General features: G+C 63.8%; 20 protein-coding genes and 1 pseudogene. 13 read left to right on the top strand and 8 right to left on the bottom strand.

All coding sequences use genetic code 11. The features are described from left to right. Positions 1–80 precede the first annotated feature (80 nt). Positions 81–1,256, top strand: a pseudogene (gene tcuC, locus AC1Z3W_RS23410) (tricarballylate/proton symporter TcuC); the annotation flags it as partial. Between the two features lie 155 nt (positions 1,257–1,411). On the opposite strand, the gene AC1Z3W_RS23415 reads toward tcuC, so the two are convergent. Continuing rightward, entirely contained in the window at positions 1,412–3,250 is a 1,839-nt protein-coding gene (locus AC1Z3W_RS23415; RefSeq protein WP_409364309.1) for a tetratricopeptide repeat protein, read from the bottom strand. Between the two features lie 130 nt (positions 3,251–3,380). On the opposite strand from AC1Z3W_RS23415, the gene AC1Z3W_RS23420 reads away from it, so the two are divergent. Continuing rightward, on the top strand, positions 3,381–5,045 hold the full coding sequence (locus AC1Z3W_RS23420) for an FAD-dependent monooxygenase (RefSeq protein WP_057928129.1): 1,665 nt from the start codon (positions 3,381–3,383) through the stop codon (positions 5,043–5,045). Positions 5,046–5,053: 8 nt separating this feature from the next. On the opposite strand, the gene AC1Z3W_RS23425 is transcribed toward AC1Z3W_RS23420, so the two are convergent. Genes AC1Z3W_RS23425 through AC1Z3W_RS23440 form a run of 4 tightly spaced genes read right to left on the bottom strand, consistent with a single transcriptional unit; the run spans position 5,054 to position 10,356 of the window. Further along, a complete protein-coding gene (locus AC1Z3W_RS23425) occupies positions 5,054–5,305 on the bottom strand; it encodes a formate dehydrogenase subunit delta (RefSeq protein WP_057928128.1) in 252 nt (83 codons plus the stop codon). 7 nt (positions 5,306–5,312) lie between these two features. Beyond that, positions 5,313–8,264, bottom strand: coding sequence for a formate dehydrogenase subunit alpha (gene fdhF, locus AC1Z3W_RS23430; protein ID WP_483508536.1), 2,952 nt, complete (start codon positions 8,262–8,264; stop codon positions 5,313–5,315). A gap of 17 nt (positions 8,265–8,281) precedes the next feature. Next, a complete protein-coding gene (locus AC1Z3W_RS23435; RefSeq protein ID WP_483508537.1) occupies positions 8,282–9,859 on the bottom strand; it encodes a formate dehydrogenase beta subunit in 1,578 nt (525 codons plus the stop codon). Then, positions 9,856–10,356 carry an NAD(P)H-dependent oxidoreductase subunit E gene (locus tag AC1Z3W_RS23440; protein WP_483508538.1) on the bottom strand — a complete coding sequence of 167 codons (501 nt, stop codon included), beginning with the start codon at positions 10,354–10,356 and terminating at the stop codon, positions 9,856–9,858. The genes AC1Z3W_RS23435 and AC1Z3W_RS23440 overlap by 4 nt, the downstream gene beginning before the upstream one ends. A 131-nt stretch (positions 10,357–10,487) precedes the next feature. Between AC1Z3W_RS23440 and AC1Z3W_RS23445 the strand changes: the two genes are divergently transcribed. From AC1Z3W_RS23445 to AC1Z3W_RS23455, 3 genes are all read left to right on the top strand, one after another. Then, positions 10,488–11,594: a substrate-binding domain-containing protein gene (locus tag AC1Z3W_RS23445; RefSeq protein WP_124834101.1), complete on the top strand. Its 1,107-nt coding sequence runs from the start codon at positions 10,488–10,490 to the stop codon at positions 11,592–11,594. 101 nt (positions 11,595–11,695) lie between these two features. Beyond that, complete coding sequence (locus AC1Z3W_RS23450; protein ID WP_057928123.1) at positions 11,696–11,965, top strand: hypothetical protein; 270 nt, start codon at positions 11,696–11,698, stop codon at positions 11,963–11,965. Positions 11,966–12,286: 321 nt separating this feature from the next. Beyond that, the gene (locus AC1Z3W_RS23455; RefSeq protein ID WP_124834100.1) at positions 12,287–12,640 is read left to right on the top strand and encodes a DUF4148 domain-containing protein; all 354 of its coding nucleotides are present in this window, start codon (positions 12,287–12,289) and stop codon (positions 12,638–12,640) included. 798 nt (positions 12,641–13,438) lie between these two features. Here the strand turns inward: AC1Z3W_RS23455 and AC1Z3W_RS23460 are convergent. From AC1Z3W_RS23460 to AC1Z3W_RS23470, 3 genes are all read right to left on the bottom strand, one after another. Then, positions 13,439–14,032 carry a recombinase family protein gene (locus AC1Z3W_RS23460; protein ID WP_483508539.1) on the bottom strand — a complete coding sequence of 198 codons (594 nt, stop codon included), beginning with the start codon at positions 14,030–14,032 and terminating at the stop codon, positions 13,439–13,441. 136 nt (positions 14,033–14,168) lie between these two features. After that, positions 14,169–16,379 (bottom strand): S8 family peptidase, encoded by a 2,211-nt coding sequence (locus AC1Z3W_RS23465; RefSeq protein WP_483508540.1) that lies wholly within the window; start codon positions 16,377–16,379, stop codon positions 14,169–14,171. Next, positions 16,372–17,472, bottom strand: a complete 1,101-nt coding sequence (locus AC1Z3W_RS23470) for an AAA family ATPase (protein ID WP_483508541.1) — start codon at positions 17,470–17,472, stop codon at positions 16,372–16,374. The genes AC1Z3W_RS23465 and AC1Z3W_RS23470 overlap by 8 nt, the downstream gene beginning before the upstream one ends. A gap of 233 nt (positions 17,473–17,705) precedes the next feature. On the opposite strand from AC1Z3W_RS23470, the gene AC1Z3W_RS23475 reads away from it, so the two are divergent. The 8 genes from AC1Z3W_RS23475 (at position 17,706) to AC1Z3W_RS23510 (ending at position 24,102) form a co-directional block, all read left to right on the top strand. Beyond that, entirely contained in the window at positions 17,706–18,527 is an 822-nt protein-coding gene (locus AC1Z3W_RS23475) for a hypothetical protein (protein WP_483508542.1), read from the top strand. A gap of 152 nt (positions 18,528–18,679) precedes the next feature. Then, positions 18,680–18,982, top strand: coding sequence for a helix-turn-helix transcriptional regulator (locus AC1Z3W_RS23480; protein WP_483508543.1), 303 nt, complete (start codon positions 18,680–18,682; stop codon positions 18,980–18,982). Continuing rightward, complete coding sequence (locus AC1Z3W_RS23485) at positions 18,979–19,425, top strand: hypothetical protein (protein WP_483508544.1); 447 nt, start codon at positions 18,979–18,981, stop codon at positions 19,423–19,425. Before AC1Z3W_RS23480 ends, AC1Z3W_RS23485 begins: the two co-directional genes overlap by 4 nt. Beyond that, positions 19,422–19,697 carry a hypothetical protein gene (locus tag AC1Z3W_RS23490; RefSeq protein ID WP_483508545.1) on the top strand — a complete coding sequence of 92 codons (276 nt, stop codon included), beginning with the start codon at positions 19,422–19,424 and terminating at the stop codon, positions 19,695–19,697. Before AC1Z3W_RS23485 ends, AC1Z3W_RS23490 begins: the two co-directional genes overlap by 4 nt. A 338-nt stretch (positions 19,698–20,035) precedes the next feature. Beyond that, positions 20,036–20,212, top strand: coding sequence for a hypothetical protein (locus AC1Z3W_RS23495; protein WP_483508546.1), 177 nt, complete (start codon positions 20,036–20,038; stop codon positions 20,210–20,212). Further along, a complete protein-coding gene (locus tag AC1Z3W_RS23500; protein ID WP_483508547.1) occupies positions 20,205–20,552 on the top strand; it encodes a hypothetical protein in 348 nt (115 codons plus the stop codon). Before AC1Z3W_RS23495 ends, AC1Z3W_RS23500 begins: the two co-directional genes overlap by 8 nt. 11 nt (positions 20,553–20,563) lie before the next feature. Then, positions 20,564–21,121: a hypothetical protein gene (locus AC1Z3W_RS23505; protein WP_483508548.1), complete on the top strand. Its 558-nt coding sequence runs from the start codon at positions 20,564–20,566 to the stop codon at positions 21,119–21,121. Positions 21,122–21,252: 131 nt separating this feature from the next. Beyond that, entirely contained in the window at positions 21,253–24,102 is a 2,850-nt protein-coding gene (locus tag AC1Z3W_RS23510; protein ID WP_483508549.1) for a DUF927 domain-containing protein, read from the top strand. Positions 24,103–24,823: the final 721 nt, after the last annotated feature.

Here is a 24,823-nt window from a genome sequence, read left to right on the forward strand (position 1 = left end):
CGATCAGCGTGAGTGGATCGTCGAGCGGGTCGCGCGGTGCGTCCGGAAGCGACGGGCGGCCGAGCCGATTGCTTGAGGGCGTCCGCGACGCATGGCGCTCGACCGACGGGCCGGCCGCAAGCCGCCTGGCGCTGGGCGCACGGACTTGCGCGGGCTTCCTGATGCGCCCGGTCGGCGCGATCGTGCTCGGCGCGTACATCGACCATCACGGCCGCCGCAAGGGGCTGATCCTGACGCTGGGGCTGATGGCGCTCGGCACGCTCACGGTGGCCGCGATACCAGGCTACGCGACGCTCGGCGTGCTCGCGTCGGTGCTCGTGCTGCTCGGCCGGTTGCTGCAGGGTTTCTCCGCGGGCGTCGAGCTGGGCGGCGTGTCCGTCTACCTGTCGGAGATCGCAACGAAAGGTCGCAAGGGGTTCTATACGTCGTGGCAATCGGGCAGCCAGCAGGTGGCCGTCGTGTTCGCCGCGTTCGTCGGCGTGCTGCTGAACCGTGCGCTGCCGGTCGAGGACATGACCGCGTGGGGCTGGCGCATTCCGTTCCTGATCGGCTGCCTGATCGTACCGTTCCTGTTCCTGATCCGTCGTTCGCTGAAGGAAACCGACGAGTTCCTCGCGAAGCATCACCGTCCGACGATGAGCGAGATCATGCGTTCGATGCTCGAGAACTGGAGCGTCGTGATCACCGGCATGGGGATGGTGATCATGACGACGGTGTCGTTCTACATGATCACCGCCTACACGCCGACGTTCGGCAAGGAAGTGCTGCACCTGTCGTCGCTCGACGCGCTCGTCGTGACCGTCTGTGTCGGCCTGTCCAATCTCGTCTGGCTGCCGCTGTCCGGCGCGCTGTCGGATCGCATCGGCCGCCGCCCGGTGCTGATCGCGTTCACGGTGCTCACGCTGCTGTCGGCGTACCCGGCCGTGCTGTGGCTCGTGGCGGAACCGTCGTTCCTGCGGCTGCTGGCGATCGAGCTGTGGCTGTCGTTCCTGTACGGCTCCCACAACGGCGCGATGGTCGTCGCGCTGACCGAAGTGATGTCGGCCGACGTGCGCACCGCCGGCTTCTCGCTCGCATACAGCCTCGCGACGACGATCGGCGGCTTCACGCCCGCGATCTCGACGTTGCTGATCCACCAGACCGGCAACAAGGCGGCACCGGGGCTGTGGCTGAGTGTCGCCGCGATTTGCGGATTGGTCGCGACGCTCGTGCTGTATCGCACGCCCGAGTCGCGCAACCAGTACAAGGCGGCCTGACGCCGCCTGCACCGCGTCACGCCGGATGAAAAAGGGAGCGCGCAGCGCTCCCTATACTTATCGGCGTTCCGGCGTTCCGGCGTTCCGGCGTTCCGGCGTTCCGGCGTTCCGGCGTTCCGGCGTTCCGGCGTTCCGGCGTTCCGGCGTTCCGGCATTCAGGCGTCGCGCAGCGCGTTGGCAACCGTCGCCGCTACGTCGAGCCATTGTCCCGGTGCGGACTGGCGGGCCAGCCTCGCGTGCGGATACCACGGACAGTCGTCACCGGTGAACCAGCGCCAGTCGGGAGCGAACGGCAGCATGATCCACTGCGGCTTGCCGAGTGCGCCTGCGAGGTGTGCGACCGCCGTATCGATCGTGACGACGCCGTCGAGCCGTTCGATCAGCGCGGCCGTGTCGGCGAAGTCGTTCAGCCGCCCGTCGAGGCGATGCACGCGCGGATGCGCATCGACGCGCGCCCGTTCGTCGTCGTCGAGCGCGGGCTGCAGCACGACCCAGTCGATGTCCGGTAGCGCAAGCAGCGGGGCGAGCGCGTCGAACGGCATCGAGCGGTTTTCTTGCGCCTGCCGGCGCCCTGACCACGCGAGGCCGAACTTGCGCTTCGACTGGCCGCCGAGCGAGCCGCGAAAGCGTCGATGCGCGCTGTCCGGCGCATCGAGGTAACGCTTGCCCGAGACGATGTCGGCCGGCTGCAGACCGAGCAGGAACGGCAGGCTCATCAGCGTGCACGCGACGTCGGCCACCGGCGGTTTAGCGGCACCCTGAGCGACGAGCGTCACGCGCCAGTGCGTCGCGGCAGGTGCAAGCAGCGCGACGAGTTCCGGCTGGACTTCGAGCACGACACGCGCGCAGCGTGCGCGGGCCAGCGGCACGAAGCGGACGAATTGCAGCGTGTCGCCGAAACCCTGTTCCGCGCGGATCAGCAGTGTGCGCGACGCAATCGGCTCGCCTTGCCAGCGTGGCAGCGTGCCGAGCGGCGTCGCGCCCGGCGTGTCGTGGCGTGCCTCGTATGCGGGCAGGCCGCGCGTGAAGTCGCCCAGCGTCAACAGCGTGACGGCGCGGTGCAGTTGCGCGAGTTTCAGGTCGGGGGCGACGCGCAGCGCCTGGTCGAACGCGCGCAGCGCCATTTCGTGCGCGCCGAGTGCGTGATGCGCATTGCCGAGGTTCAGCCACGCGAGACTGAACGACGGATCGAGACCGACCGCACGTTCGTAGTAGGGCAGCGCTTCACGCTGGCGGCCCTGCGCGCACAGCGCGTTCGCGAGCCCGAAGAGGGCGAGCGGGAAGGGCGGATGCAGCGCGAGCGCGGCTTCGAATGCCGCCGCGGCTTCACCGTGACGGGCGAGCGCCTCGAACGTGTTGCCGAGATTGAAATGCGCGGCGACGAAGCGCGGCTGCGCGGCGATTGCCGCCTGGAAGTGCGCGATCGCGTCGTCGGCCCGGCCCATCGCGTTCAGCGCCATCGCGAGATTGTTGTGCGCGCCGGCATGCCCGGGTCGCAGCTCGAGTGCGCGATGGAATGCGGCGAGCGCGTCGTCGTGACGGCCGAGCGCATTCAGCGCGTTGCCGAGGTTGTTGTGGATCGACGCATCGTCGGGCGTGAGCCGCAGCGCGCGGCCGAACGCGTCGATGGCATCCTCGTGGCGCTGCAGCGCCGCATACGCATTGCCGAGGTTGTAGTGCGCGAGCGGAAATTCGGGCGCGAGCGTCAGCGCGTTGCGAAAGCGGTCGACCGCTTCGTCGAGCCGGCCGAGCGCCTTCAGCGCGTTGCCGAGATTGAGTTGCAGCGCGGCGTCGCCCGGGCGCAGCTCGACCGCACGCCCGACGAGATCGGCTGCCTCGGCATGCTGGCCCTGCTGGTGCCGCAGCACGCCGAACAGATGCAGCGCGTCGGCGTCGGCGGGATTGGTGGCGAGCGCGGCGCGATAGCCGTGCTCGGCTTCGGCGAGGCGGCCCGCGCGGTGCGCGGCATACGCGCGGTCGAATGCGGAATCCATGACGCGAAAACTGACGGAAAGCGCGTATTTTCCCACACTGCGCGCGGGTGTCCCGGATCGGCCGGTCGGCATATGGCCCCGTCACGCAGAGCAGCGTAGACTTGCAGGATCGCGTGTCATCGAGGCTCTCATGGCTGACACACTGCTCGACATCCCGCCCGTGCTGATCGTCGGCGCAGGCCCGACCGGCCTTGCCGCGGCGATGAGTCTCGCGCGGGCCCGCGTGCCGGTGCGCATCATCGACCGGCTAGCCACGCCCGCGCCGTATTCGCGCGCGATCGGCATCCAGGCGCGCACGCTCGAACTGCTTGAGCAGCATCGCGCGGTCGAACCGTTTCTCGCGCTGGGCCATCGCGCGCATGCGGCCGCGTTGCATGCGGACGGCCGCGTGATCGCGCGGCTCGATTTCGATCCGTTGCAAACGCGCTATCCGTATTTGCTGTTTCTCGACCAGAGCATCACCGAGCGGCTGCTCGCCGGGCACCTGGCCGGGCTCGGCGTGACGGTCGAGCGCGGCGTCACGCTGACGGCGTGCGATGCGGGCGGGACGTCGCTCGACGTGACGATCCGCGGCGCCGATGGGCGTGAACAGGTGTTCGCGCCGTCGTACCTGATCGCCGCCGACGGCGCGCACAGCACGGTGCGCCATCTGCTCGGCCTCGGCTTCACCGGGCATGCGTTCGAGCAGACTTTCCTGCTCGCCGATTTCGCGGCGATTCCCGACTGGCCGGACGAGGAGATCCATCTGTTCACGACGCCCGAAGGCATCGCCGGGCTCTTCCCGATGGGCGGCGGCCGCTACCGGCTCGTCGCCGATCGGCCGCCCGGCGGCGACGTATCGCCCGATGCGTCGCCGCCACCACCCCCGTCGCTCGCGGAATGCGAGGCGATCGTGCGCGCCCGCGTCGGTGCATCGATCGCGCCGAGCGACCTCGCGTGGTCGTCGTATTTCCGCCTGCACAGCCGGATGGTCGACCGGCTGCGGCATGGGCGCGTGTTCTTCGCGGGCGACGCCGCGCACGTTCACAGCCCGGCGGGTGCGCAAGGCATGAACACGGGTATCCAGGAAGCGTTCAATCTCGGCTGGAAGCTCGCGCGCGTGCTCGGCGGCGGCACGCCGGAGCGGCTGCTCGACACGTATCATGCGGAGCGCCATCCGATCGAGCGCGACGTATTGCGGCAGACCGGCCTCGTCACGCAGATCGTCGAAGCCGATCATGGTGCGATGAAGCTGCTGCGCGATCATGTCGTGCCGCTGCTGGTGTCGTTCGGGCCGGTGCGCGACGCGGTGCGGCGCACCGTCAGCGAGCTCGGCGTGCAATACCGGAAAAGCCCGCTCACGCTCGAACGCGTGCTCGACGGCGGGCCGCGCGCGGGCGAGCGTGCGCCCGATGCGCTCGTGCATGTGGTCGACGGGCCGCTCGGCAGGGCACCCGGAACCGCGCGGCTATACGATCTGCACGATCCGGCGAGCTTTACGCTGCTGCTGCTCGAGGAGCCGGCAAGTGCCGACACCGGCGAGACGAACGACGTGCCGCCGATGTCCGCGGATGCGCAGGTGCTCGCACAAGGGTTGGAGCGGATCGTGCCGGGCGCCGTGCGGACGTGGCGCGTCGCCGATGCGCAAAGCGATGGGGCGGATGGGCTTGTGCAGGCGTACGGCCGTTCGAGGCCGTCGTTCTACCTGCTGCGGCCCGACGGTTACATCGCGGCGCGCGGTCGCACCGCTACCGACGCGAACGCGCTGCTGCGCCATTGCGAAAGCTGGTTCGCGGGCATGTCGCTGCCCGCGTAGCGGGGCGCTCAGGCGGGGGCTGCGGCCGGCACGAGCGATGCACGGTGCGCGGCGATCGCGTCGCGCACGATCGGCGCGGCGCGTTGTCCGGCTTCGCTCGACGGATCGTCGAGCGCCGCAAGAAGCGCGCGGCGCATCCGCGGCTCCCAGAAGCGCCGGATATGCTCGGCGATTCCGGTCAGCGCTTCTTCGCGATCGGGCATCGATTCGAAGAAAGCGCCGATCTGGTTGGCCATGTCGATCAGGTGTCCGTTGTCCATCGCGTCCTCACTTGCCCGTCGTCATGGCAGCCGGCGTGGCAGCGCGGCGCTCGAGCAGGTCGAGCTGCTCCGAATTGAAGCGCGCATACGCACGCTGCCAGTCGGACGGTTGCGCGACCGGCATCACCTGCACGGCGGTCACCTTGTATTCCGGGCAGTTCGTCGCCCAGTCGGAGCTGTCCGTCGTGATCACGTTCGCACCCGATTCCGGGAAGTGGAACGTCGTGTACACCACACCCGGCTGCATGCGGTCGGACACGAGCGCGCGCAGCACGGTCTGGCCTGCCCGCGATTCGATGCCGACCCAGTCTCCGGTCCGGATCCCTCGATCCTCCGCGTCGTGCGGATGGATCTCGAGGCGGTCCTCTTCGTGCCACTGGACGTTTTCGGTCCGGCGCGTCTGCGCACCGACGTTGTACTGAGACAGGATGCGGCCCGTCGTCAGGATCAGCGGATAGCGCTGCGTGACCTTTTCCGGCGTCGGAATGAACTGCGTGATCACGAAGCGGCCCTTGCCACGCACGAACTCGTCGATGTGCATCGTCGGCGTGCCGTCCGGTGCCTGTTCGTTGCACGGCCACTGGATGCTGCCGAGCGCATCGAGCTTCTCGTATGACACGCCCGAGAAGGTCGGCGTGAGCCGCGCGATCTCGTCCATGATTTCCGACGGATGTGTGTAGTGCATGTCGTAGCCGAGCGCCTGCGACAGCAGCAGCGTCACTTCCCAGTCCGCGTAGCCCGCGAGCGGCGGCATCACCTTGCGCACGCGCGAGATGCGGCGCTCCGCGTTCGTGAACGTGCCGTCCTTCTCGAGGAACGTCGAGCCCGGCAGCAGCACGTGCGCGTATTTCGCGGTCTCGTTCAGGAAGATGTCCTGCACGACGATGCATTCCATCGACGACAGCGCGGCGGCGACATGCTGCGTATTCGGATCCGACTGGACGATGTCCTCGCCCTGGCAGTAGAGCCCCTTGAAGCTGCCGTCGAGCGCCGCGTCGAACATGTTGGGGATGCGCAGGCCCGGTTCCGGTTGCAGCGTGGCCGACCATGCCTGTTCGAACTGCGCGCGCACGCCGTCGTCGCTGATGTGGCGGTAGCCCGGCAGTTCGTGCGGGAACGAGCCCATGTCGCACGAACCCTGCACGTTGTTCTGGCCGCGCAGCGGATTGACGCCGACGCCTTCACGGCCGATGTTGCCGGTCGCCATCGCGAGGTTCGCGATGCCCATCACCGTCGTCGAGCCTTGTGCGTGTTCGGTCACGCCGAGGCCGTAGTAGATCGCGGCGTTGCCGCCGGTCGCATAGAGTCGTGCGGCTTCGCGCACCAGTGCAGCCGGCACGCCCGTCACGTCCTCGGTCGCTTCCGGCGAGTTTTCCGCGCGCGACACGAAGTCACGCCATTGCTCGAACGCACGCGTTTCGCAGCGTTCGGCGACGAACGCATCGGCGACGAGCCCTTCGGTGACGATCACGTGCGCGAGCGCGTTGACCATCGCGACGTTGGTGCCTGGCCGCAGCTGCAGGTGGTGCGTGGCCTTCACATGCGGGCCGTCGACCACGTCGATGCGGCGCGGATCGATCACGATCAGCTTCGCACCTTCGCGAATGCGCCGTTTCATGCGCGAGCCGAACACCGGGTGGCCGTCGGTCGGGTTCGCGCCCATCACGACGATCACGTCGGCGTGGCTGACCGATGCGAAGGTCTGCGTGCCGGCCGATTCGCCGAGCGTCGTCTTCAGGCCATAGCCGGTCGGCGAATGGCACACGCGTGCGCAGGTGTCGACGTTGTTGTTGCCGAACGCCGCGCGCACGAGCTTCTGCACGAGGTAGGTTTCCTCGTTCGTGCAGCGCGACGACGTGATGCCGCCGATCGAATCGCGGCCGTACTTCTGCTGCAGCTTGCGGAATTGCGTCGCCGCGTAGGTGAGCGCTTCTTCCCAGCTGACTTCGCGCCACGGGTCGGTGATCTTCTCGCGGATCATCGGCTTCGTGATGCGGTCCTTGTGCGTTGCGTAGCCCCACGCGAAGCGGCCCTTCACGCACGCGTGGCCTTCGTTTGCGAGACCGTTCTTGTGCGGCGTCATGCGTACGACCTGCGTGCCCTTCATCTCGGCCTTGAACGAGCAGCCGACGCCGCAGTACGCGCAGGTCGTGACGACCGAGTGCTCGGCCTGGCCGAGCTGGACGACAGTCTTTTCCTGCAGCGTGGCGGTCGGGCAGGCGGCGACGCACGCGCCGCACGATACGCACTCCGATGCCATGAACGATTCGCTTTCGCCGGCGGCGACGCGCGATTCGAAGCCGCGGGCGGCGATCGTCAGCGCAAACGTGCCTTGCGTTTCCTCGCACGCGCGCACGCAGCGGTTGCACACGATGCATTTCGACGGATCGTACGTGAAGTACGGGTTCGACTCGTCCTTCTGCTCGCGCAGGTGATTCGCGCAGTCGTTGCCGTAGCGCACTTCGCGTAATCCGACGACACCCGCCATGTCCTGCAGTTCGCAGTCGCCGTTGGCGGGGCAGGTGAGGCAGTCGAGCGGATGATCGGAGATATACAGCTCCATCACGTTGCGGCGCAGCGACTGCAGCCGGTCCGACTGCGTGCGCACCTTCATCCCGGCTTCGGCGGGCGTCGTGCACGACGCCGGATAGCCACGCCGGCCTTCGATTTCGACGAGGCACAGACGGCACGAGCCGAACGGTTCGAGCGAATCGGTCGCGCAGAGCTTAGGCACATTGACGCCGGCTTCGATCGCAGCGCGCATCACCGACGTGCCGGCCGGCACCGTCACGGCCTGGCCGTCGATTTCGAGCGTGACATCGGTATCGGCATGCCGTTGCGGCGTGCCGTAGTCGGTTTCGTCGAGCGGATCGAATGCGCGCGCCTGTGCGGCGCTCTTGCACGCGCATTGGCCCGAGCCGCAGCCGCCTTGGCGGACGTTGTTCGTGTCGAGGGACATGCAGGGCTCCTTCTGGGTCAGGCCGCAGCCTTGACCGGACCCGACGCGGCTTGCTTGCCGGCGGCGAGCCCGAAATCTTCGGGGAAATGGTCGAGCGCGGACAGCACCGGGTATGGCGTCATCCCGCCCATCGCGCACAGCGAGCCGGCGAGCATCGTGTCGCACAGGTCGCGCAGCAGCGTGACCTGTCGCTCCGACGTATCGCCTTCGCGAATGCGTGCGATCGTCTCGACGCCGCGCGTCGAGCCGATCCGGCACGGCGTGCACTTGCCGCACGATTCGATCGCACAGAACTTCATCGCGTATTCGGCGAGCTCCGCGAGATTCGACGTGTCGTCGTGCAGCACGATGCCGCCGTGGCCGACGACCGCGCCGATAGCCGTATAGGCTTCGTAGTCGAGCGGCACGTCCCACTGATGTTCGGGCAGATAGGTGCCGAGCGGGCCGCCGACCTGGGCGGCGCGTGCGGGCCGGCCGCTTGCCGTGCCGCCGCCGTAGTCGAACAGCAGCTCGCGCAGCGTGACGCCGAACGCGAGCTCGACGAGCCCGCCGTGACGGATGTTGCCCGCGAGCTGGAACGGCAGCGTGCCGCGCGAGCGGCCCATCCCGTAGTCGCGATAGAACGCGGCGCCGCGCGCGAAGATCACCGGCGCGGTCGCGAGCGTGATCACGTTGTTGATCACGGTCGGCTGGCCGAACAGGCCGGCGAGCGCAGGCAGCGGCGGCTTCGCGCGCACGACGCCGCGCTTGCCTTCGAGCGATTCGAGTAGCGCCGTTTCCTCGCCGCACACGTACGAGCCGGCGCCCTTCGCGACGTGCAGGTCGAACGCATGTGCGGAGCCGAGCACGTGCTCGCCGAGCCAGCCGGCTTCGCGGGCGCGCACGATTGCGGTTTCGAGCGCGGCGATCGCGTGCGGATATTCGCTGCGCACGTAGATGTAGCCGAGCGTCGCGCCCGTCGTGATGCCGGCGATGATCATCCCTTCGATCAGGCAGTACGGGTCGCATTCCATGATCAGGCGATCGGAGAACGTGCCCGAATCGCCTTCGTCCGCGTTGCAGACGATGTATTTCTGTGCCGCGCTCGCCTGCCGGACCGTGCGCCACTTGATGCCGGCCGGAAAGGCCGCGCCGCCGCGGCCGCGCAGCCCCGATTCGATCAGCAATTCGCACGCGGTGTCGCCGTCGAGCGCGAGTGCATTCTTCAGGCCGGCGAGGCCGTCGTGTTTCAGGTAGTCGTCGATCGACAGCGGATCGGTCAGGCCGATGCGCGCGAACGTGAGGCGCTGCTGACGCGCGAGATAGGGCAGTGCATCGACGAGGCCGACGCCGCTCGGATGCGTGCCGCCGTCGAGCCAGTTCGCGTCGAATAGCGCGGGCACATCGGCGGCCGACAGGTTCGCGTAGCCGACGCGTCCGGCGGCCGTGCCGACCTCGACGAGCGGCTCGAGCCACAGCAACCCGCGCGAACCGTTGCGGATCAGTTCGATCGCGACGCCGCGCCGCTCGGCTTCCGCGACGATCGCGGTGGCGAGGGCGTCGGCGCCGAGCGCCAGCGCGGACGAATCGCGCGGAACGTAGATGCGGGTCGTCATGCGGCCTCCGAGGTATGGGCGGCTGCGTCGGCAAGCAGTGCGTCGAATTTCTCCGGCGTGACCTTTGCGTGCAGCACGCCGTTGACCGTCATCGACGGCGATTGTGCGCACAGCCCGAGGCAGTAGACCGATTCGAGCGCGACGTCGCCCGGTGCGTGCGTATCGGCACCGTCGCCGTGCGCCGCGTCGAACCGGCAACCCGTGCGCGACTCCACGTGCGCGGCCAGCGATTCGCACCCCATGCTGCGACACGCTTCGGCGCGGCACATCTGGATCGTCACGCGCGCGGGCGGCGCAGTGCGGAAGTGGTGATAGTAGGTGAGCACGCCGTGCACTTCCGCGCGCGACAGGTTCAGTGCCTTCGCGAGCGGCGCGACGCAGCCAGACGGCACGTAGCCCACGTCGTCCTGGATCGCGTGCAGGATCGCGACCAGCGAGCGGCCGCCGCGCGCATGGCGCTCGACGAGCGCGTCGGGCGCAGGGGAATTCGGGGACATCGGTTATGCTCCTCCAAAGTCTCATATGCGCTCGGAATGCATATAGTGCGCAATGGGACTTCGCTCTGATTGATTTTAGACAACGATAAGCGGAAGATTTCGCGGTCGCAATAGGAAATCGGAGTACATAATTGATTCGAATCGAATGCGACGCGTATCTGACCGTACGCGACACAGAGGGCCGTACCGCGAGCCTGTCGGACGTCGCGCCATTGCTGGAACTCGTGGCCGATACGGGCAGCATCGCGCAGGCTGCGCAGGCCAAGGGGCTGTCGTATCGGCACGCATGGGGCATGCTGCGGGCGCTGGAGTCGTGCGTCGGCGGCGAGTTGATCGAAACCGCACGCGGCAAGGGGTCGACGCTGTCGGAGCTGGGGCAGGCGGTCGTCGATGCGCAGCGGCTCGCGCGCAGCCGTCTCGACGGGAACCTGCGTGCGCTGGCGGCCGAGGTGGCGAGCGACCTGAACCGGCGGCTCGCGCAGCGCGATGGCGCCGTGCGCATCCACGCATCGCACGGCTATGCGGTCGCGACGCTCGTGTCCGCGCTCGTCGATGCGCAGGCAGCCGTCGACATCAAGTATCGGGAGAGCGTCGAGGCCGTGCAGGCGCTCGCGCGCGGCGAATGTGAACTGGCCGGGTTCCATCTGCCGCGCGGTGCGTTCCGCGAGCAGTGCGCGCAGATCTACCGGCCGTGGCTCGACGACACGCGTCACGTGCTGATTCATCTGACGCGTCGCCAGCAGGGGCTGTTCGTGCCGCGCGGCAACCCGAAGCAGGTCCGCGGGCTCGCCGATCTCGCCCGCAACGACATCCGCTTCGTCAACCGGCAGCCGGGGTCGGGCACGCGGATGCTGCTCGATCTCGCGTTGCGCGCGATCGGCATCGATCCCGAGCGTATCGACGGCTATGCGTCGGCGGAACTCACGCACTCGGCGATCGCCGCCTTCGTCGCGAGCGGGATGGCCGATCTCGGCTTCGGCGTCGAGCCGGCCGCCCATCATTTCGGACTCGATTTCATCCCGGTCGTCGACGAGGACTATTACTTCGCATGCGAACGCGCGCGGCTCGACTCGCGCCCGCTTGCGGGCGTGCTGGCCTTGCTGCGCGATGCGCGCTTCGTCGAACGCGTTGCGCATCTCGACGGCTACGATCCGACCGCGTGCGGGACGCTGACGGGCATCGCGACGGGGCTCGCGGGCACTGCCGGGGCAGGGGGGGCGGACGGCAACGCACGGTAACGCGAACGCGTATGAACCGCGCTGCAGCAGTGGGGGATTTGCGCTACGCTTGCCGCTTGATCAACGTTCCAACAAGCACGCCGTTCAGGCGTCATCCCGCCATGAAATTTCCTGTTCCCCTCTCCGCGGCAGCGTTGACCGCGGGGCTTCTGGTCGCTGTTTCGCCGTTTGCGTTTGCGCAGAATTCCCCGGGTGTGCCCGGCGGCATCCTGAGCGAACAGTTCCGCCTGAACGAGCATCCGCAGATGCCGTTCGCGGCGTCGGCACCGTCGCAGAAATATCAGAGCAGCAAGAAGTCGGCGTTGCGCCGCAAGGGCGATATGGGCGACCCGAACGGTTGCAACCTGAAGTGTCCGATGGACACCCAGTAAGCCTGCGTCCGCGCGCGGCATCGCGGCTGCCGCGTGCCGTGTTGCCGATAACCGCACGGGGTCGGGCGGCTATCTCGGGCCCCGCGAAGCTTGCTGCTTCGCGGGGCCCGTGTTTTTTGCGGCACGTTGTCGTTCGGCGTGAGCATCCTTCAAAGGATCGAGTGGGTGCCGGATTCGTGAATATAGGGTTAACCCGTGATTCGGGAAGAATGTCTTCCAGAAACCTGCCTTATTCTTAAGCACGCGCCTACATAAACTTCGGTTTGTCAGCGATGAACGGGTGTTCACCGCGAAATCAGACAAATCTGGAGGTAGGTCATCATGAAGTCGCTCGTTCAAGCCGTTGTCGTTGCTGCCGCTCTCGTTGCCCCGGTCGTGTCGTTCGCGCAGTCCGGTTCGGCACTCACCCGCGCACAGGTGCGCGCCGAACTGGTTCAGCTCCAGCAGGCCGGTTACAACACCGCCCGCGGCGAGGATCCGCACTATCCGGAAGCCATCCAAGCTGCTACTGCCCGCGTCGCCGAGCAGCAGCGTAGCGCACTCGCCCAGGCGCAAGGCGTCGACGTCAGCGGTTACGGCGCGCAGGTGCAGGGCGCATCGGCGTCGGGCTCGCGTGCGATCGGCGTGCGTCCGGCCAGCACCGAAGAAATGAAGTCGCTGTATCGCGGCAGTTAAGCCGCGCATCGCCCGATGACGCCGCGGGGCGGGTGCGACGACACGTCGCGCCGCCGGTCGCGGTGCCGGGCGGCGTGCCGTCCGGCGCGCTCGATCGCCGTGTGGGCGAGACCGGACATCCGTCACCTCCTGTCGCCGGTACACCGGCGGCATTCCGCCCGTCCCGTCCGGGGCTGGGCGCTTTTTTGGAAGGCGCGGGACGTATGGCTTCACCGGCAGGCAACAAAAAACCCCGCAGACTCGCGTCGTGCGGGGTTCGTGCGTCAAGCGCGGAATTTGGTGGGGCGGCGGCAACCGAATTGAGGCCGCTATGCTTCGTCTGGTAAGAAGCGCATGGTTTCGTGTTGGTGAGATACCACCAAAAATACCACCAGACAACGCCCATTGGGGGGTTATCCATAGGCTGTGATGCGATGCGCGCGACGATGCCGCTAGCGGTGGCGGCTTCTGCCAACCTGAACGCGGAAGCGATGTTCCGTGATATACCGGCCTATAAGCGTCGTCGGAATGAAAAGCCGTGGGAACAGCGGGAACAGTGGGAACAGGGAAGGTAGACGGCTGATTTTCAAGGATTTTTTTGTTCCCAAGTTGTTCCCAAAACACTCATATATCTGGGAACAAATTGGGAACTGCCGCCAGCGTGCGTATCGTCTGGCTGGCGGATCGTTCCGGCCTGTTCGCGTTGAGCTACCCGCTTCTGGAACGCTGCGCGCAAAAGAATTTCCCGCGCCGCCGCCCTTCGGGCTGCGAACGAAAACGGGCCTTGCGGCCCGTGCAAAGTGACTTTACGAGAGTGGATTACTCATCTGCCGCGCACGCTCGTTTGACAGTCGCGGGGCTCACGCCGAAGTATTCCGCTGCTTGGACAATCGTCGCCTTATGCTCGGCCCTCCAGCCTTTGATATCGGTGTAGCTGGCTGCTCGCTGGCGGCCCTTGTATTTGCCCTCGGCCTTGGCGATAGCGACGCCTCGGCGCTGCATTTCGGCGCGGTTTTTATAGTCGGCTTCGCCTTGGGCGGCCATGAATGCCAAAACTGCATCACGCGTCGCTTTCTCGATCGGGTCCGTGGCGCGGCCATCAAACGCCATGCCATTGAGTGTGCATTCCACGCGCACGCCCATATCCATGAGGCGGCGCATCGTTCGGTGCAGCTCGTCATAGCGGCGACTGATGCGGTCGAGCCATCGGACAATCAGCACGCCGCCGTGCCGCAAGTCGTGCTCTACCTTTCGCCATTGCTCGCGATCGTCCGGCGCGACGTGATAGCCACTCACACCTTCGTCAACAAACACGTCCCGCGCGTCAATGCCGTGTGCCTCGGCATCAGCGTATTGGCTGGCGGCGGATTGTCCGTCAGTGGTAGAGATGCGGCCGTAGTAGAGTTTTCGCATGGTAGAGGCTCAATTGAATTGATGGCTCAATAATAGCGACTAGCTCAAATACGATCAACTCTAATGAGCTATCGTTTTGGCCGCATCTTCGAGGCTCAATCAGGTATACCCTAATGAGCTGAATATTGAAGGCTCTTTATGCGTCGAGGTCCGTGTCCACATTGATATCAACTTGAAGCTGGACAGGCACAAGGACGGGGTAACGCTGGCGAATCAGGTCGTAGACGTTGGGCACCCCTTTCGCTGTCACTGAGACAACCAAGGCGTAGCGTACGTCGGGTGCGGATGACGCGGGGACGCCTCGACTGGCGGCGCGTGCATGGTATTCGATGTCAAACACCGGATCGACGAGGCTGCTCGGATCTTCGAAGGTCTTCTTTCGATGCAGCGTGGTCTCCCACTTGTGCGCGCTATCCCGTTGCTCCCGCTCGGATGCGTAATACTGCGACCCAATTCCGAAGAAATCGGACGCCGTTTTGTTACCCACACCGATCTGCGCTCGGAATTTGACGCTCATACCGGAGCGTGTGTAATTGAGCGAGTGCTCTGGGTCGGTGTGTGATTGAATGCAAAGGGTCGCAGAGATTGAAATCTCACCTGGAAGCAGGACATTCGGAAACGGAATCGGGCAGCGGCGATAGTGATTCTTTGCCAACGTGCCTTGGAAAATGATCGTCGCCGACTCGTCATCACATTCAAGCAGTCTCATCGGTTCTTCGACAAATCTGCCCCAGCCTACTTCCTCGCGCGCTGCGCGTGGCCGCCGCTCAGCCCAATGAATCATGAGTGCCTTCAAAGCCATCGCGGACATGTCATACGCAGTCGTGGCAGCGGTCCCAGCCGCCGTGCGCAAGGTTAGGGGAGACGCGTAGCTAGTACCTTGTACTCCGACGATTGATCGCATGATCGGATTGAAAACCAGAAAAGGTTTCTTGCTAGTGCCTCCAAAAGCGACTCCATCCGGCTTCACGAAGCCCGGACTTCGGCCCGGCCCAATACAGCTGTATGACGCGCGTGCCCATTTTGGTCCTGGTGAGTCGGCCGCACCGACCGCGATAGCATTGACCATATCGCTTGGAGGTTGGATCCGGTTCGCGCCGTCTACGTCGCCGTCATTTCCTACAGCCACCGTGGCGAATATCCCATGCCTCGCACAGAGTTGATCTATCGTCGCGGTCCACGCGTGGACTTCATCATCGGCAATCGGCATGCGCGGTCCGATACTGAAGTTCGCGAATTGATACTTGCCGGTTTCAAGCGCGGCTTTGATGCGAGAGAGCACATCGAAAAGGTCGGGGTCGCGGCCCGACGTCGGCGACAGCACCCGAAAGTGATCGACTCCCATGTATGGGCGTGGCAATGCCTTGCCGGTGACCGGCCGACCGAAAAGAAACGTCGAGGTCACTTCGCTTCCGTGAAGCAGCAAAGCCCCGTTTGTAGACTGCGTCGCTTCGTAAGTTACCTCTGTCGCCCACTCTTGCATATCTGACGTGCCGAGTCCGCCATCGAAGATCGCAGCCCGTCGCGACTTATCAATTGCGGGCCCTTGGGGAAATTCTGGGGGTGGTATGAGCGTGGTTTGACGCGGAATGTCCGGCAACGCCTCTCGCACCTTTGCCATTGGCCGTGCTACCCGGAGGAAGGAAAATTCCGCAAGCACGGAGAGTGCATCCCTCGTTGCAGTTAGCGGAACGAACGTCAATCCGCCGACGCGAATGCGCCTCGCGAGGTCCACCGCAGCCGAAAGTTGCTTTGCAAAGTCGGCGAACGCCACAACGATGTCTTCCTCATCCGCGCCAGCATGGAGTGCGACTTCGAACAAGTGCGGCTGATCGTCACTTGGGATGTCACCACGTAGTTTCTCGGCTGGTGCGATCCATTTGACTGTTTCAATCTTCAACAGGTCGGCGGCTACGTTTTTGGGAGGCTTCTCGGCCAGAAGTAGCTCTTTGAAGCGCTCAATACCTTTCCCGTCTCCAGCGACAAACAGTGACGCTGTGGCCTGCTTTTTACCTTCGCGCGATGCTCGTGTGGATTTGCGCGGAACGATCTCAATTTCTTTGCTGCCAACATCCCGCAATCCGCTCTTGCGCAAGGCGTTGGCGGGGTAATAGGACCGGGCCAGGAACGCCGGATGAAGGATCAATTCGAATACTGCTTCATGCCGCGGCTTTGCTTCATTGCGGAGGGTTTCCAATGATTCTCTGACGAACTCCAGCGGGGCTTGAACGGCGTGTCGAACCTCTTCTATCTTATACGGCCACTTCTTGTTGTTCGGTCCCCGTTCAATCGTGCTTTCCGACGCTAGCGCCTCACCGCCGCCCAGCAGAATATTTCTCTTACTCATCGTTGTTGTTCTCCTGTTTCAGCGCTTTCAAGATTCGGCCGACCGTAGGATGTGAAACGCCAACAGCGTCAGCTATTTTCCGCTGCGAATGCCCCTGCATTGCGAGCTGGATAATCTGTAACTTGCGTGCATCGCCGTCTAGTTTTCCAAGTGCGAGCTGCGCTTCGAATGCAATGCCGACAATTGCTTCATCCGTAGACATGCCATCCAGAATTGATTGCTTACGTGCAGCGTCGATGAGCCTGCGAACATCGGCGAACGAGTAGCCCACAATGACCGGTGCGAGTTCTTCCGAGACGACTTCGCCAATATTCTCTGACCGCAGGAACCGCTTGATCGAATGTGCATCGGGTTTGCCGAAATCCATCACAAGGTCAAAGCGCCGCCATACCGCCGGGTCCAATATCTCAGGGTGATTCGTCGCAGCAACCAGCACCGAGGTCGCAGGCCAGTCATCTATAGCCTGCAACAGCACTGTCACGAGGCGCTTCAGCTCCCCGACGTCTTTATCGTCATCCCGCTTTTTGGCAACTGCATCAAACTCATCCAACAGGAGAATGCAGGGAAACCCACGCGCGTAGTCGATGACCGATTTGATATTTGATCCCGTCTTGCCTAACAGGCTTGACATAACTGTAGCGAGATCGAGTGTTAGCACGGGCAGACCGAGCTCTCGGCCGAGCCAGTGTGCCGCCAAGGTCTTACCCGCACCGGGCGGTCCCTTAAACAATAGGGCTCTGATTGGCGCGAGCCCAGCCGCGAAGAGCCTCGATGCCTCCTTTCGCTCGCGGATTACTTGATTGAGCGGCGCTTGTACCTGCGGCGGCCAAATCGGCTCCTCTGCAAGAACCACAGACTGGACTTCTTTGAGCAATTGCCGACGACTGTCGCTATCGACCGGTGGCGGTTGGACGACGCTGCTGCGAGTCACTGTGTCTGACGTGAACACTTCGGCCAGCCGTGCAGCTTCATCTGGCTGGCGTCGCCGTAGGCTACTTATGATCTTTCGCGATACGAGTGCGAATCCTTGTGCGTTCCCTCGCAAGCCCTGCTGAAAGAGATTGAGTAGGTCATTTTCTTCTATGTGTACCATCGCAGTGCCTGAAAATGCTGGAGTTCCGTCGAATGGTACATTATTGTTGGTTCATGTACCATCAAATTTACCAATTCGTTTCGGCGGCTTTGCAGGGCGCTGCGCCGGCTGTGGCCTGTCCTCGCCCTTCCTGCGAAAATGATGACCGTCGAGCCTAGGGTGGCCACCCGAAAACCGGATACCTTCACCGGCTGGCTCGGCGTCAACTGAGGGGCGCACACGAAGGATGCGCTGTGACAACCGAACCATTGCCGGGTGCACCGGCATGTCTCGCCGCGTTCCTCGCGGAAATGGAAAACGCGCGGGCAATCTATTCCGATGCCGACCTTGCGGCCGCTCGTCGCCTCGTCATGCACAAGGCGATGCGGCCTTTCTATACCGATGCGTGGACAAGGCAATTGCGGACCGACAACCAATGGCGCGTTTGGTTTGATTGTTCGTGGCACGCGGCCACCTATCCATACGCCAATTTGCGTAACGAGCGGAGCGAACAAATCAAGGCGATGGAGCGCCTTGGGTTAGCCCTTGAAGGTGCCGTAATGGCAATGGAGGAAGTGCGGGATACGTCAGACGGCCCACTCGGTCTTCCACTGGAGTTTTTCGACCCGCTCCGGCTTTTGGCCAGTGCAGCAGAGAGTTCACAGCGGAACGGCGTTGGCGGCCGATACATGGCCCATGTCGCGCCGACAATGGGAAGGCTATCCATGCTCGATCTGCGGTATTTCCCCGATGCTGTTGATCTGCTTGCACGAATGTCGCTGTCTGTGACCAGTTGGCTGCGCTCTGCATCGGCTTCTGGTCAATATTCCTATTCTCACGATCAGGTCGCGATACGTTCGCGGAAAGCCAGTGACGTTCCGGAGTACGTGCGGTGGTTTGATCAGCGTCTAGCTGACGAAGGCGAATGGGCTTTGTTGGGCTGTCGCCTGCCGGATCGTCTGCTTGCCAGGCAATGTGCTGTAGCGCTCGATATGACAGCGCTCATTAACGATGAGCATTCACTACTCGCGTTCGTTGATCGTGTCCGGAAGGCGCGCACCGATGTAGTTGAGTGAGTGCGACGCCGTACTGACTACCGCCTGACCACCTTGGTAGTCACATCGGATCATTCGACTACCAATTTGCCGTTGAATTGTCCGTGGCGTGAAGCTTGCCGCGAATACAGAATTGCCTCCCGTAACGCCCATGTTTCACAAAGGAGGCTCAATTGGCAAAACGTACTGCGTTTGCGTGTCAGCCCGTCACGGTGGCGCATTTATCACAGGTCGCAAATCGGGTTACATCGGCCCCGATTTCACTGCCGCTCGATGGCCTTTCCCGCTGGAGCGATCTGAGGCCGTTTATTCCCCTGTCGCGCGAAACAATCCGTCAGCGTGAGCTGGCGGGCCGTTTCCCTCGCCATCAGAAGATTACGGAACGGTGCACGGTCTGGCCAAACAGGGAAATTCATAAGTGGCTGGCGGACCCCGTGAATTATCGTGCTAGCAACATCACCGGAGGTGCCGCGTGACTGCCCTCTATCGCTTCGATGGCGCTGCCCGCGCCCAGCTCGATAACCTTCACATCTCGTACCGCCACGCAGCACGGGCGTGCACTGATCCCCAAGCCCGCCGCAACGGCGATGCGCTGCGCTCGGCTTCTAAGCGCCTCTGGAATGCTGGGGGCCCGAAGAATGTGACCGCCAGCGTGCGTGCGTCCCAGCTCGCGCTGCTGGCCGTGCAGCCCATCAAACTCTCGTGCGGTACAAATGCGGATTTCTGCGCCGCGCGCGCTGCTGCAAACGGTGCTATCGGTCATGAGCTGGACGACGATGACCCGCGCGTTGACGACATTCGGCCGCTCGATGATCTCGCGGAGGCTTTTTGGTATCGCGGCGACGACAAGCACGGCCGCGCCGCCGTCGCGGTGCTGGACATTATCGAATGTCTGCTTACTGCGGAGGAATCGGCGTGACGGACTCCGAAAAGATGCTGCCGGCTGCGCTGCCGCCCGTTCGTGCGGTCAAAGCTGATCAATACCGCGCCATGATCGTGCGTCAGCGTGCGCGTTACGGCAGTGCCTATGGCCGCTGTGCGGACGCGGATCGATGCGAGAAAGCGCGTGGACTCGTGGCGGCGGCGGCCTTGTTTGAGCGAGATGGCGCAATGTTTCCGACACGGCTGAAAAAGGTCGCCGAAGTCCTGAAGCTGGCCGTTTTCATGCTCGATCCGAAGGCCCCGGCATGACGCGCGCTCAAAGTCACTTTGTGCGCGCCGCCGACCGCCTCGCTGGAACGCTCCAGACGGGGCTAGTTGCACGAAACGGCGGTGCGCAGTATCCTGCGAGCGTCGCTGAGACAACAGCGACCGGGTTTGGAAGCCCGAAAATACTGGCGGACGACCGCCGCAGTGCGGTTTTTTTACGTCCGTATGCCTTCGCGCGCCTCTACGATCAATGGGTGGGCGACGGTGGGGAGGCTTCGGCCTGCCGGTTCCAGTATTCCGGTCTTCCAACCCTGCCGTCTGCCCGCCCACCCCATTTGGAAGTGGGGAGCGGGCTCCAAGCCAATACTGGAGGCCGCGCCATGCGCCAGCTCACGCACGCCCATTCCGGGCAAAACCCCGCCCTCATTCAGTCCATCATTCGCGACGCCCTGCGCGTCGCAGCGACTGCCGACACATATCAATCCGCGCTCGACGCCGCGGGCGCTGCTCTCGTCGCTATCTCGGCTCTCGTTCGCACGGAGGTGCGTCATGGCTAACACGACGACGCGCACGGCGATTCTGGATGCCGTAGACAACGCGCCGCCCCTCGATACGGGCGCTCCGATTGAACTGCAATTCGCCGTCAACCTCGGCGGGATCTGCGCCGATGCATGGATCGACCTGAAGGGAGATGTGCGGCTTCACGACTATGCGGCCCATCAAACGGCCGCTTTCGTGCGCGGGTTGGAGGGCGCAATGCGCGAGGCTGGCGAGGTCGATGCATATCGTGTCACCGTGAGCCGCCAAGCGTTCGCGGCCGGCTTGATGGGGCGCGTGCAACAGCATTTGTTAACGTCGCTCGGCGTCGTCACGCGCGATCTGCGCCCGACTCATTGACGGGAGCGACCATGCAGAACACGAACGAAGGTGCGCGCGGGGATAGTTCGGCTGTGAGCGTCGATGCCGCAAATGTATCTGGCGGTGCGAGCTTGTTCGATGGCCGCGAATTGCGCATCCGAATCGGCCTGATGGAAGTGACTTACGAAGGGACAGCCGCGCAGCTCATTGATGAGGGGCTGATTCCTGCTGATTTTAAGTGGCCCGCCGGCCGTGATCGCGTGGAATGGGATTCCGGAAAAATGAGTTTCTACATTTTCCGCTGCCGCCCGCCGGGTCATAAGGGATTGATGCGCACGTGGCTAGATGCTGACTGGTGGGTGCTTGATATGCGGCCAATTGACCGTCCGCATCATGAGGTGATTGTGCGTGCCATCAAACGGAACGAAATCGCCGCGATTGAGTGGGAATTGTCGGCGCAAGGTCGCGCGGCACGTCGCGAGCTAGAACGTCGTTCGAGCGCCGCATTTTTTGACGATGCGTTTCAGGGGTTCAAAGAACGAATCCCCGCGCTTGCGAAGCCTCGCCGGACGCGTCGCAAAACGACAAACGACGGCGCTCGGGGTTAGGTAGTTTGGGCTCTCCGGGCGTGATCTGTTTATAGCGATTTGCACTACTAATCGCATTGCGAGGCTGGTGATTTATGCCTGATTGGTATCCTGCCTCGCCTTGAATATTCGAATCTATGACCGATACTTTCATGTCCGAATTCGAGCGGGCTAAAGTTGCTTTGAGCTATGTTCAGCCTGACGACCGCGATACGTGGCGTCAGGTCGGGATGGCGCTCAAAGCCGAGTTTGGTGAGGATGGCTTCGCTATCTGGAGCGAGTGGAGCCAAGGCGCGCAGAATTACAACGGGAAAGATGTTCGCGATGTGTGGAAGTCGTTCAAGGGCGGCAAGATCACGATCAACACACTGTTCCACCTCGCCAAGCAAGGCGGCTTTGATCCGCGCGCGCATCGTGCAAAGCCAGTCGATCCAGCGGAGCGCGAGCGCCGCAAGGCCGAACGCGCCGCCCGCGATGCGGCGGAGCTGGCCGCGCAAGCCGAAAAACAGCAAGAGGCGGCAACGCTTGCTGACTCGATCTGGTCGGCGGCAGGGCCTGCATCGGCCGATCACCCGTATCTTGTCCGCAAGCATATTCCGGCCGGGGATTTGCGCGTCTATCGCGGGAATCTGCGTATTGGCACGGCTGCATGCGACGGCGCACTGATCATCCCGGCGCGTGACGCGGACGGCAAGCTGTGGACGCTGGAATTCATTCTGGAGGACGGACAGAAGCGCTATCTGCCGAACGGCCGTAAGTCCGGTTGCCTCTCGATGATCGGCGGCGCGGTGTCGTCCGCGCTGCTGATTGGTGAGGGTTACGCAACGTGTGCGACGCTCGCGACCGCGACGGGCTACCCGGCCGCCGTCGCGTTCGACGCGGGCAACCTGCACGCCGTGGCGACAGCGCTGCGCGGCCGATATTCAGCCGCGCACATCGTCGTGTGCGCCGATGACGATCACACGACGAAAGGCAATCCGGGCGTGACGAAGGCTCGCGCGGCGGCCGAGGCCGTCGCCGGCGTGGTGGCCCTCCCTGAGTTCGGCGCGGATCGTCCGGTGTCGGGTACAGACTTTAACGACATGGCGGCGCATCGTGGTCCGGATGCCGTGGCCGCTACGGTGCGTGCGGCCCTTCCCATAGGCGGCTCGTCAGTATCCGGTAAGGGCAAGGCTGCCCCGCCCGCTACGAAGGCCGCCAAGCGCCCGAAAACGACGCGGACGGGCGACGGGCGGGCGCGATTCCGCGTCGATGGCCGGGGCGTCTGGTATGAGGGTTGCGACCGCGACGGAAACGACCTGCCGCCGCAATGGATCTGTGATCCGCTGGAGGTTGCGGCCGAGACGCGCAATGAGGCAAACACGGAATGGGGCGTGTTGCTCCAGTTCGAAGACCGCGACGGCAATCCGAAGCGGTGGGCGATGCCTCGCCGTACGCTGGCGGGCGACGGCGCGGAATACCGCGCGATCCTGCTGGACATGGGCTTGAACATCGACCCGTCGTCGTCCGCGAAACAGCGGCTCACAAGCTATATTCAGACGGCGCGCAGCAATGAACGCGCACGCTGTACGAGCCGGATTGGCTGGCATGGCAACGCCTTTGTCCTGCCGGATCGGACCATCGGTGCGGGTGACGACCTGACGATTTTTCAGACGGACGGCAGTATCGAAAGTCACTTCAAGCAAAGCGGGGCGCTGGATGAATGGCAACGCGAGCTGGCTGCGTTGTGCGTCGGCAATAGCCGCCTGATGTTTTGCGTATCGAGCGCCTTCGCTGGAACGTTGCTGCGGTTCTCCGGGCAGGCGTCGGGTGGTTTCCACCTGATGGGTAACAGCACAGTTGGTAAAACGACGGCATTGCGTGCGGCCGCATCGGTGTTCGGCGGGCGTGACTACCTGCGAAGCTGGCGGGCCACCTCGAACGCGATGGAATCGACGGCCGCGCAGCATAGCGACGGCCTGCTGATTCTCGATGAAATCGGGCAGGTCGAGCCGAAAGAGGTCGGCGATATCGTGTATATGATCGGCAACGAGGCAGGCAAGGGGCGCGCAACCCGCAACGCTACTGCAAAGCCTGTGTTGTCCTGGCGGTTGTTGTTTCTGTCGAGCGGAGAAAAGACCCTCGCGTCGATCATGGGCGAGGCAAGCAAGACGGCGAACCCCGGTCAGGATGTACGGCTTGCGACGATCCCGGCCGATGCGGGCTGCGGTTACGGCATCTTTGAGGATCTGCACGGGTTCGCGACGGCGAAGGAACTTGCGGACCACGTTACCCGCGCCGCTGGCCAGTATTACGGCGTGGCCGCAATGGAATTCATTCAACACGCGGCTGAAAACGCCGAACGCATGCGCGAGACGGTAAGCAGTATGGTTACGGCGCTTGTGGCCGATTGGGTGCCGCAAGGATCGGACGGGCAGGTGGCCCGCGTTGCGCAGCGATTCGCGCTCGTCGGTGTCGCCGGCGAGATTGCGAGCGAGGCGGGTTGTACGGGATGGGGCGAGGGATATGCGATCCAAGCGGCGCACGCTTGCTTCAAGGCGTGGGTGCGGGAGCGCGGGGGCGTGGGTAACGCCGAAACAACTGCGATGATTCGGCAAGTTCGAGGCTTTCTGGAGGCGCACGGCGACGCGCGCTTTACGTGGGCGCAGCGTGTCGATGACGACCATGCGGGCAAGACGATGCACCGGGCCGGGTTCAAACGGTCGCTGTCGGCGGATCGCGCCGTGACTACTGACCGGGAGTACATGGCGGAGTACGGCGAAAGGATGGCGGCCGCTGACGCAGAGCGCAGCGACACTGAATATCTTGTGCTGACGGAGCCGTTTCGCAACGAGGTCTGTCGCGGCTTCGATCATCGCGCCGTTGCCCGTGTGCTTGCTGACATGGGCGTATTGAGGCCCGAGAGTAACGGCCGTGCCGATTCCAAGGTCCGTGTCGGCTCGCTTGGCCTGATGCGCGCGTACCGCATCCAGTCGTCCATCTTCGCGCTCGATATCGGCTAGTCGCCCGCGCCCGTGCCGAGGTGTCGGCGCGGGGCATTCTTTTGCGCGGCAATCGTGGATATGCCGCGTTCAAAGTCACTTTGGTGTGACGTTCCAGATGAGAGTGGGCGGGCGTTCGCCTCGCCTCGATTTCATCAATAATCGCAACAATGACTCGGCCTGTTCCCAAACCCTTGAGTTGGGCGCGGGAACGGCTGAAAGCCTTTCCCCGCAAGGCTCTAGCGAGTTTGTTCCCAAAATCACCTTGCCCGTGTTCCCATATTCTCGGGAACAGATGAAAGCCTTGCTGGTATTGGGTTTCCGGCGATTTTTGAGCCTTGTTCCCAATGTTCCCAAGAAAAATGAGCAATGGGGGAGGTGCGCGTGGAGGTAGTGCAACAAAGCCAAACTCAATACAGGTAAGGCAACGCGGTATGAGTGGAGGATTAAATGTGATGTTTCGACCGGGGGGTAAGAGATGCCCAGCGTTCAGCGATTGTTGCCGTAACAGAGAAGGTTCGGCGGATGAAATGCGAGGCGGCCAACCGCCAAATGAGGGCTATTCGCTTTTTGGATGGGTCCTCCCAGGGGCCCCGCCCACACGGGTAATTCGAGCCCCGTCGAGTCGGCGTGCGTCATCAAATTTCAGGGTAGTCACTGGGTGGTCGGGTAGTCAGTGGCGGCCTGAATCTGGCCGTCTGGTGCGCTTGCTTTTGATCGACATACCTCTCTATTTCGTCGC

The sequence above is a fragment of the Burkholderia sp. 10_S31 genome (genome assembly GCF_056930375.1).

Excerpts from the sequence above, each read along its gene's own strand:
- AC1Z3W_RS23460 (WP_483508539.1), bottom strand. The coding sequence starts at position 14,032 with ATGCGAAAACTCTACTACGGCCGCATCTCTACCACTGACGGACAATCC.
- AC1Z3W_RS23415 (WP_409364309.1), bottom strand. The coding sequence starts at position 3,250 with ATGGATTCCGCATTCGACCGCGCGTATGCCGCGCACCGCGCGGGCCGC.
- AC1Z3W_RS23435 (WP_483508537.1), bottom strand. The coding sequence starts at position 9,859 with ATGACGACCCGCATCTACGTTCCGCGCGATTCGTCCGCGCTGGCGCTC.
- AC1Z3W_RS23455 (WP_124834100.1), top strand. The coding sequence starts at position 12,287 with ATGAAGTCGCTCGTTCAAGCCGTTGTCGTTGCTGCCGCTCTCGTTGCC.
- AC1Z3W_RS23440 (WP_483508538.1), bottom strand. The coding sequence starts at position 10,356 with ATGTCCCCGAATTCCCCTGCGCCCGACGCGCTCGTCGAGCGCCATGCG.
- AC1Z3W_RS23495 (WP_483508546.1), top strand. The coding sequence starts at position 20,036 with ATGCGCCAGCTCACGCACGCCCATTCCGGGCAAAACCCCGCCCTCATT.
- AC1Z3W_RS23420 (WP_057928129.1), top strand. The coding sequence starts at position 3,381 with ATGGCTGACACACTGCTCGACATCCCGCCCGTGCTGATCGTCGGCGCA.
- AC1Z3W_RS23505 (WP_483508548.1), top strand. The coding sequence starts at position 20,564 with ATGCAGAACACGAACGAAGGTGCGCGCGGGGATAGTTCGGCTGTGAGC.
- AC1Z3W_RS23470 (WP_483508541.1), bottom strand. The coding sequence starts at position 17,472 with ATGGTACACATAGAAGAAAATGACCTACTCAATCTCTTTCAGCAGGGC.
- AC1Z3W_RS23465 (WP_483508540.1), bottom strand. The coding sequence starts at position 16,379 with ATGAGTAAGAGAAATATTCTGCTGGGCGGCGGTGAGGCGCTAGCGTCG.
- AC1Z3W_RS23510 (WP_483508549.1), top strand. The coding sequence starts at position 21,253 with ATGTCCGAATTCGAGCGGGCTAAAGTTGCTTTGAGCTATGTTCAGCCT.
- fdhF (WP_483508536.1), bottom strand. The coding sequence starts at position 8,264 with ATGTCCCTCGACACGAACAACGTCCGCCAAGGCGGCTGCGGCTCGGGC.
- AC1Z3W_RS23450 (WP_057928123.1), top strand. The coding sequence starts at position 11,696 with ATGAAATTTCCTGTTCCCCTCTCCGCGGCAGCGTTGACCGCGGGGCTT.
- AC1Z3W_RS23500 (WP_483508547.1), top strand. The coding sequence starts at position 20,205 with ATGGCTAACACGACGACGCGCACGGCGATTCTGGATGCCGTAGACAAC.
- AC1Z3W_RS23425 (WP_057928128.1), bottom strand. The coding sequence starts at position 5,305 with ATGGACAACGGACACCTGATCGACATGGCCAACCAGATCGGCGCTTTC.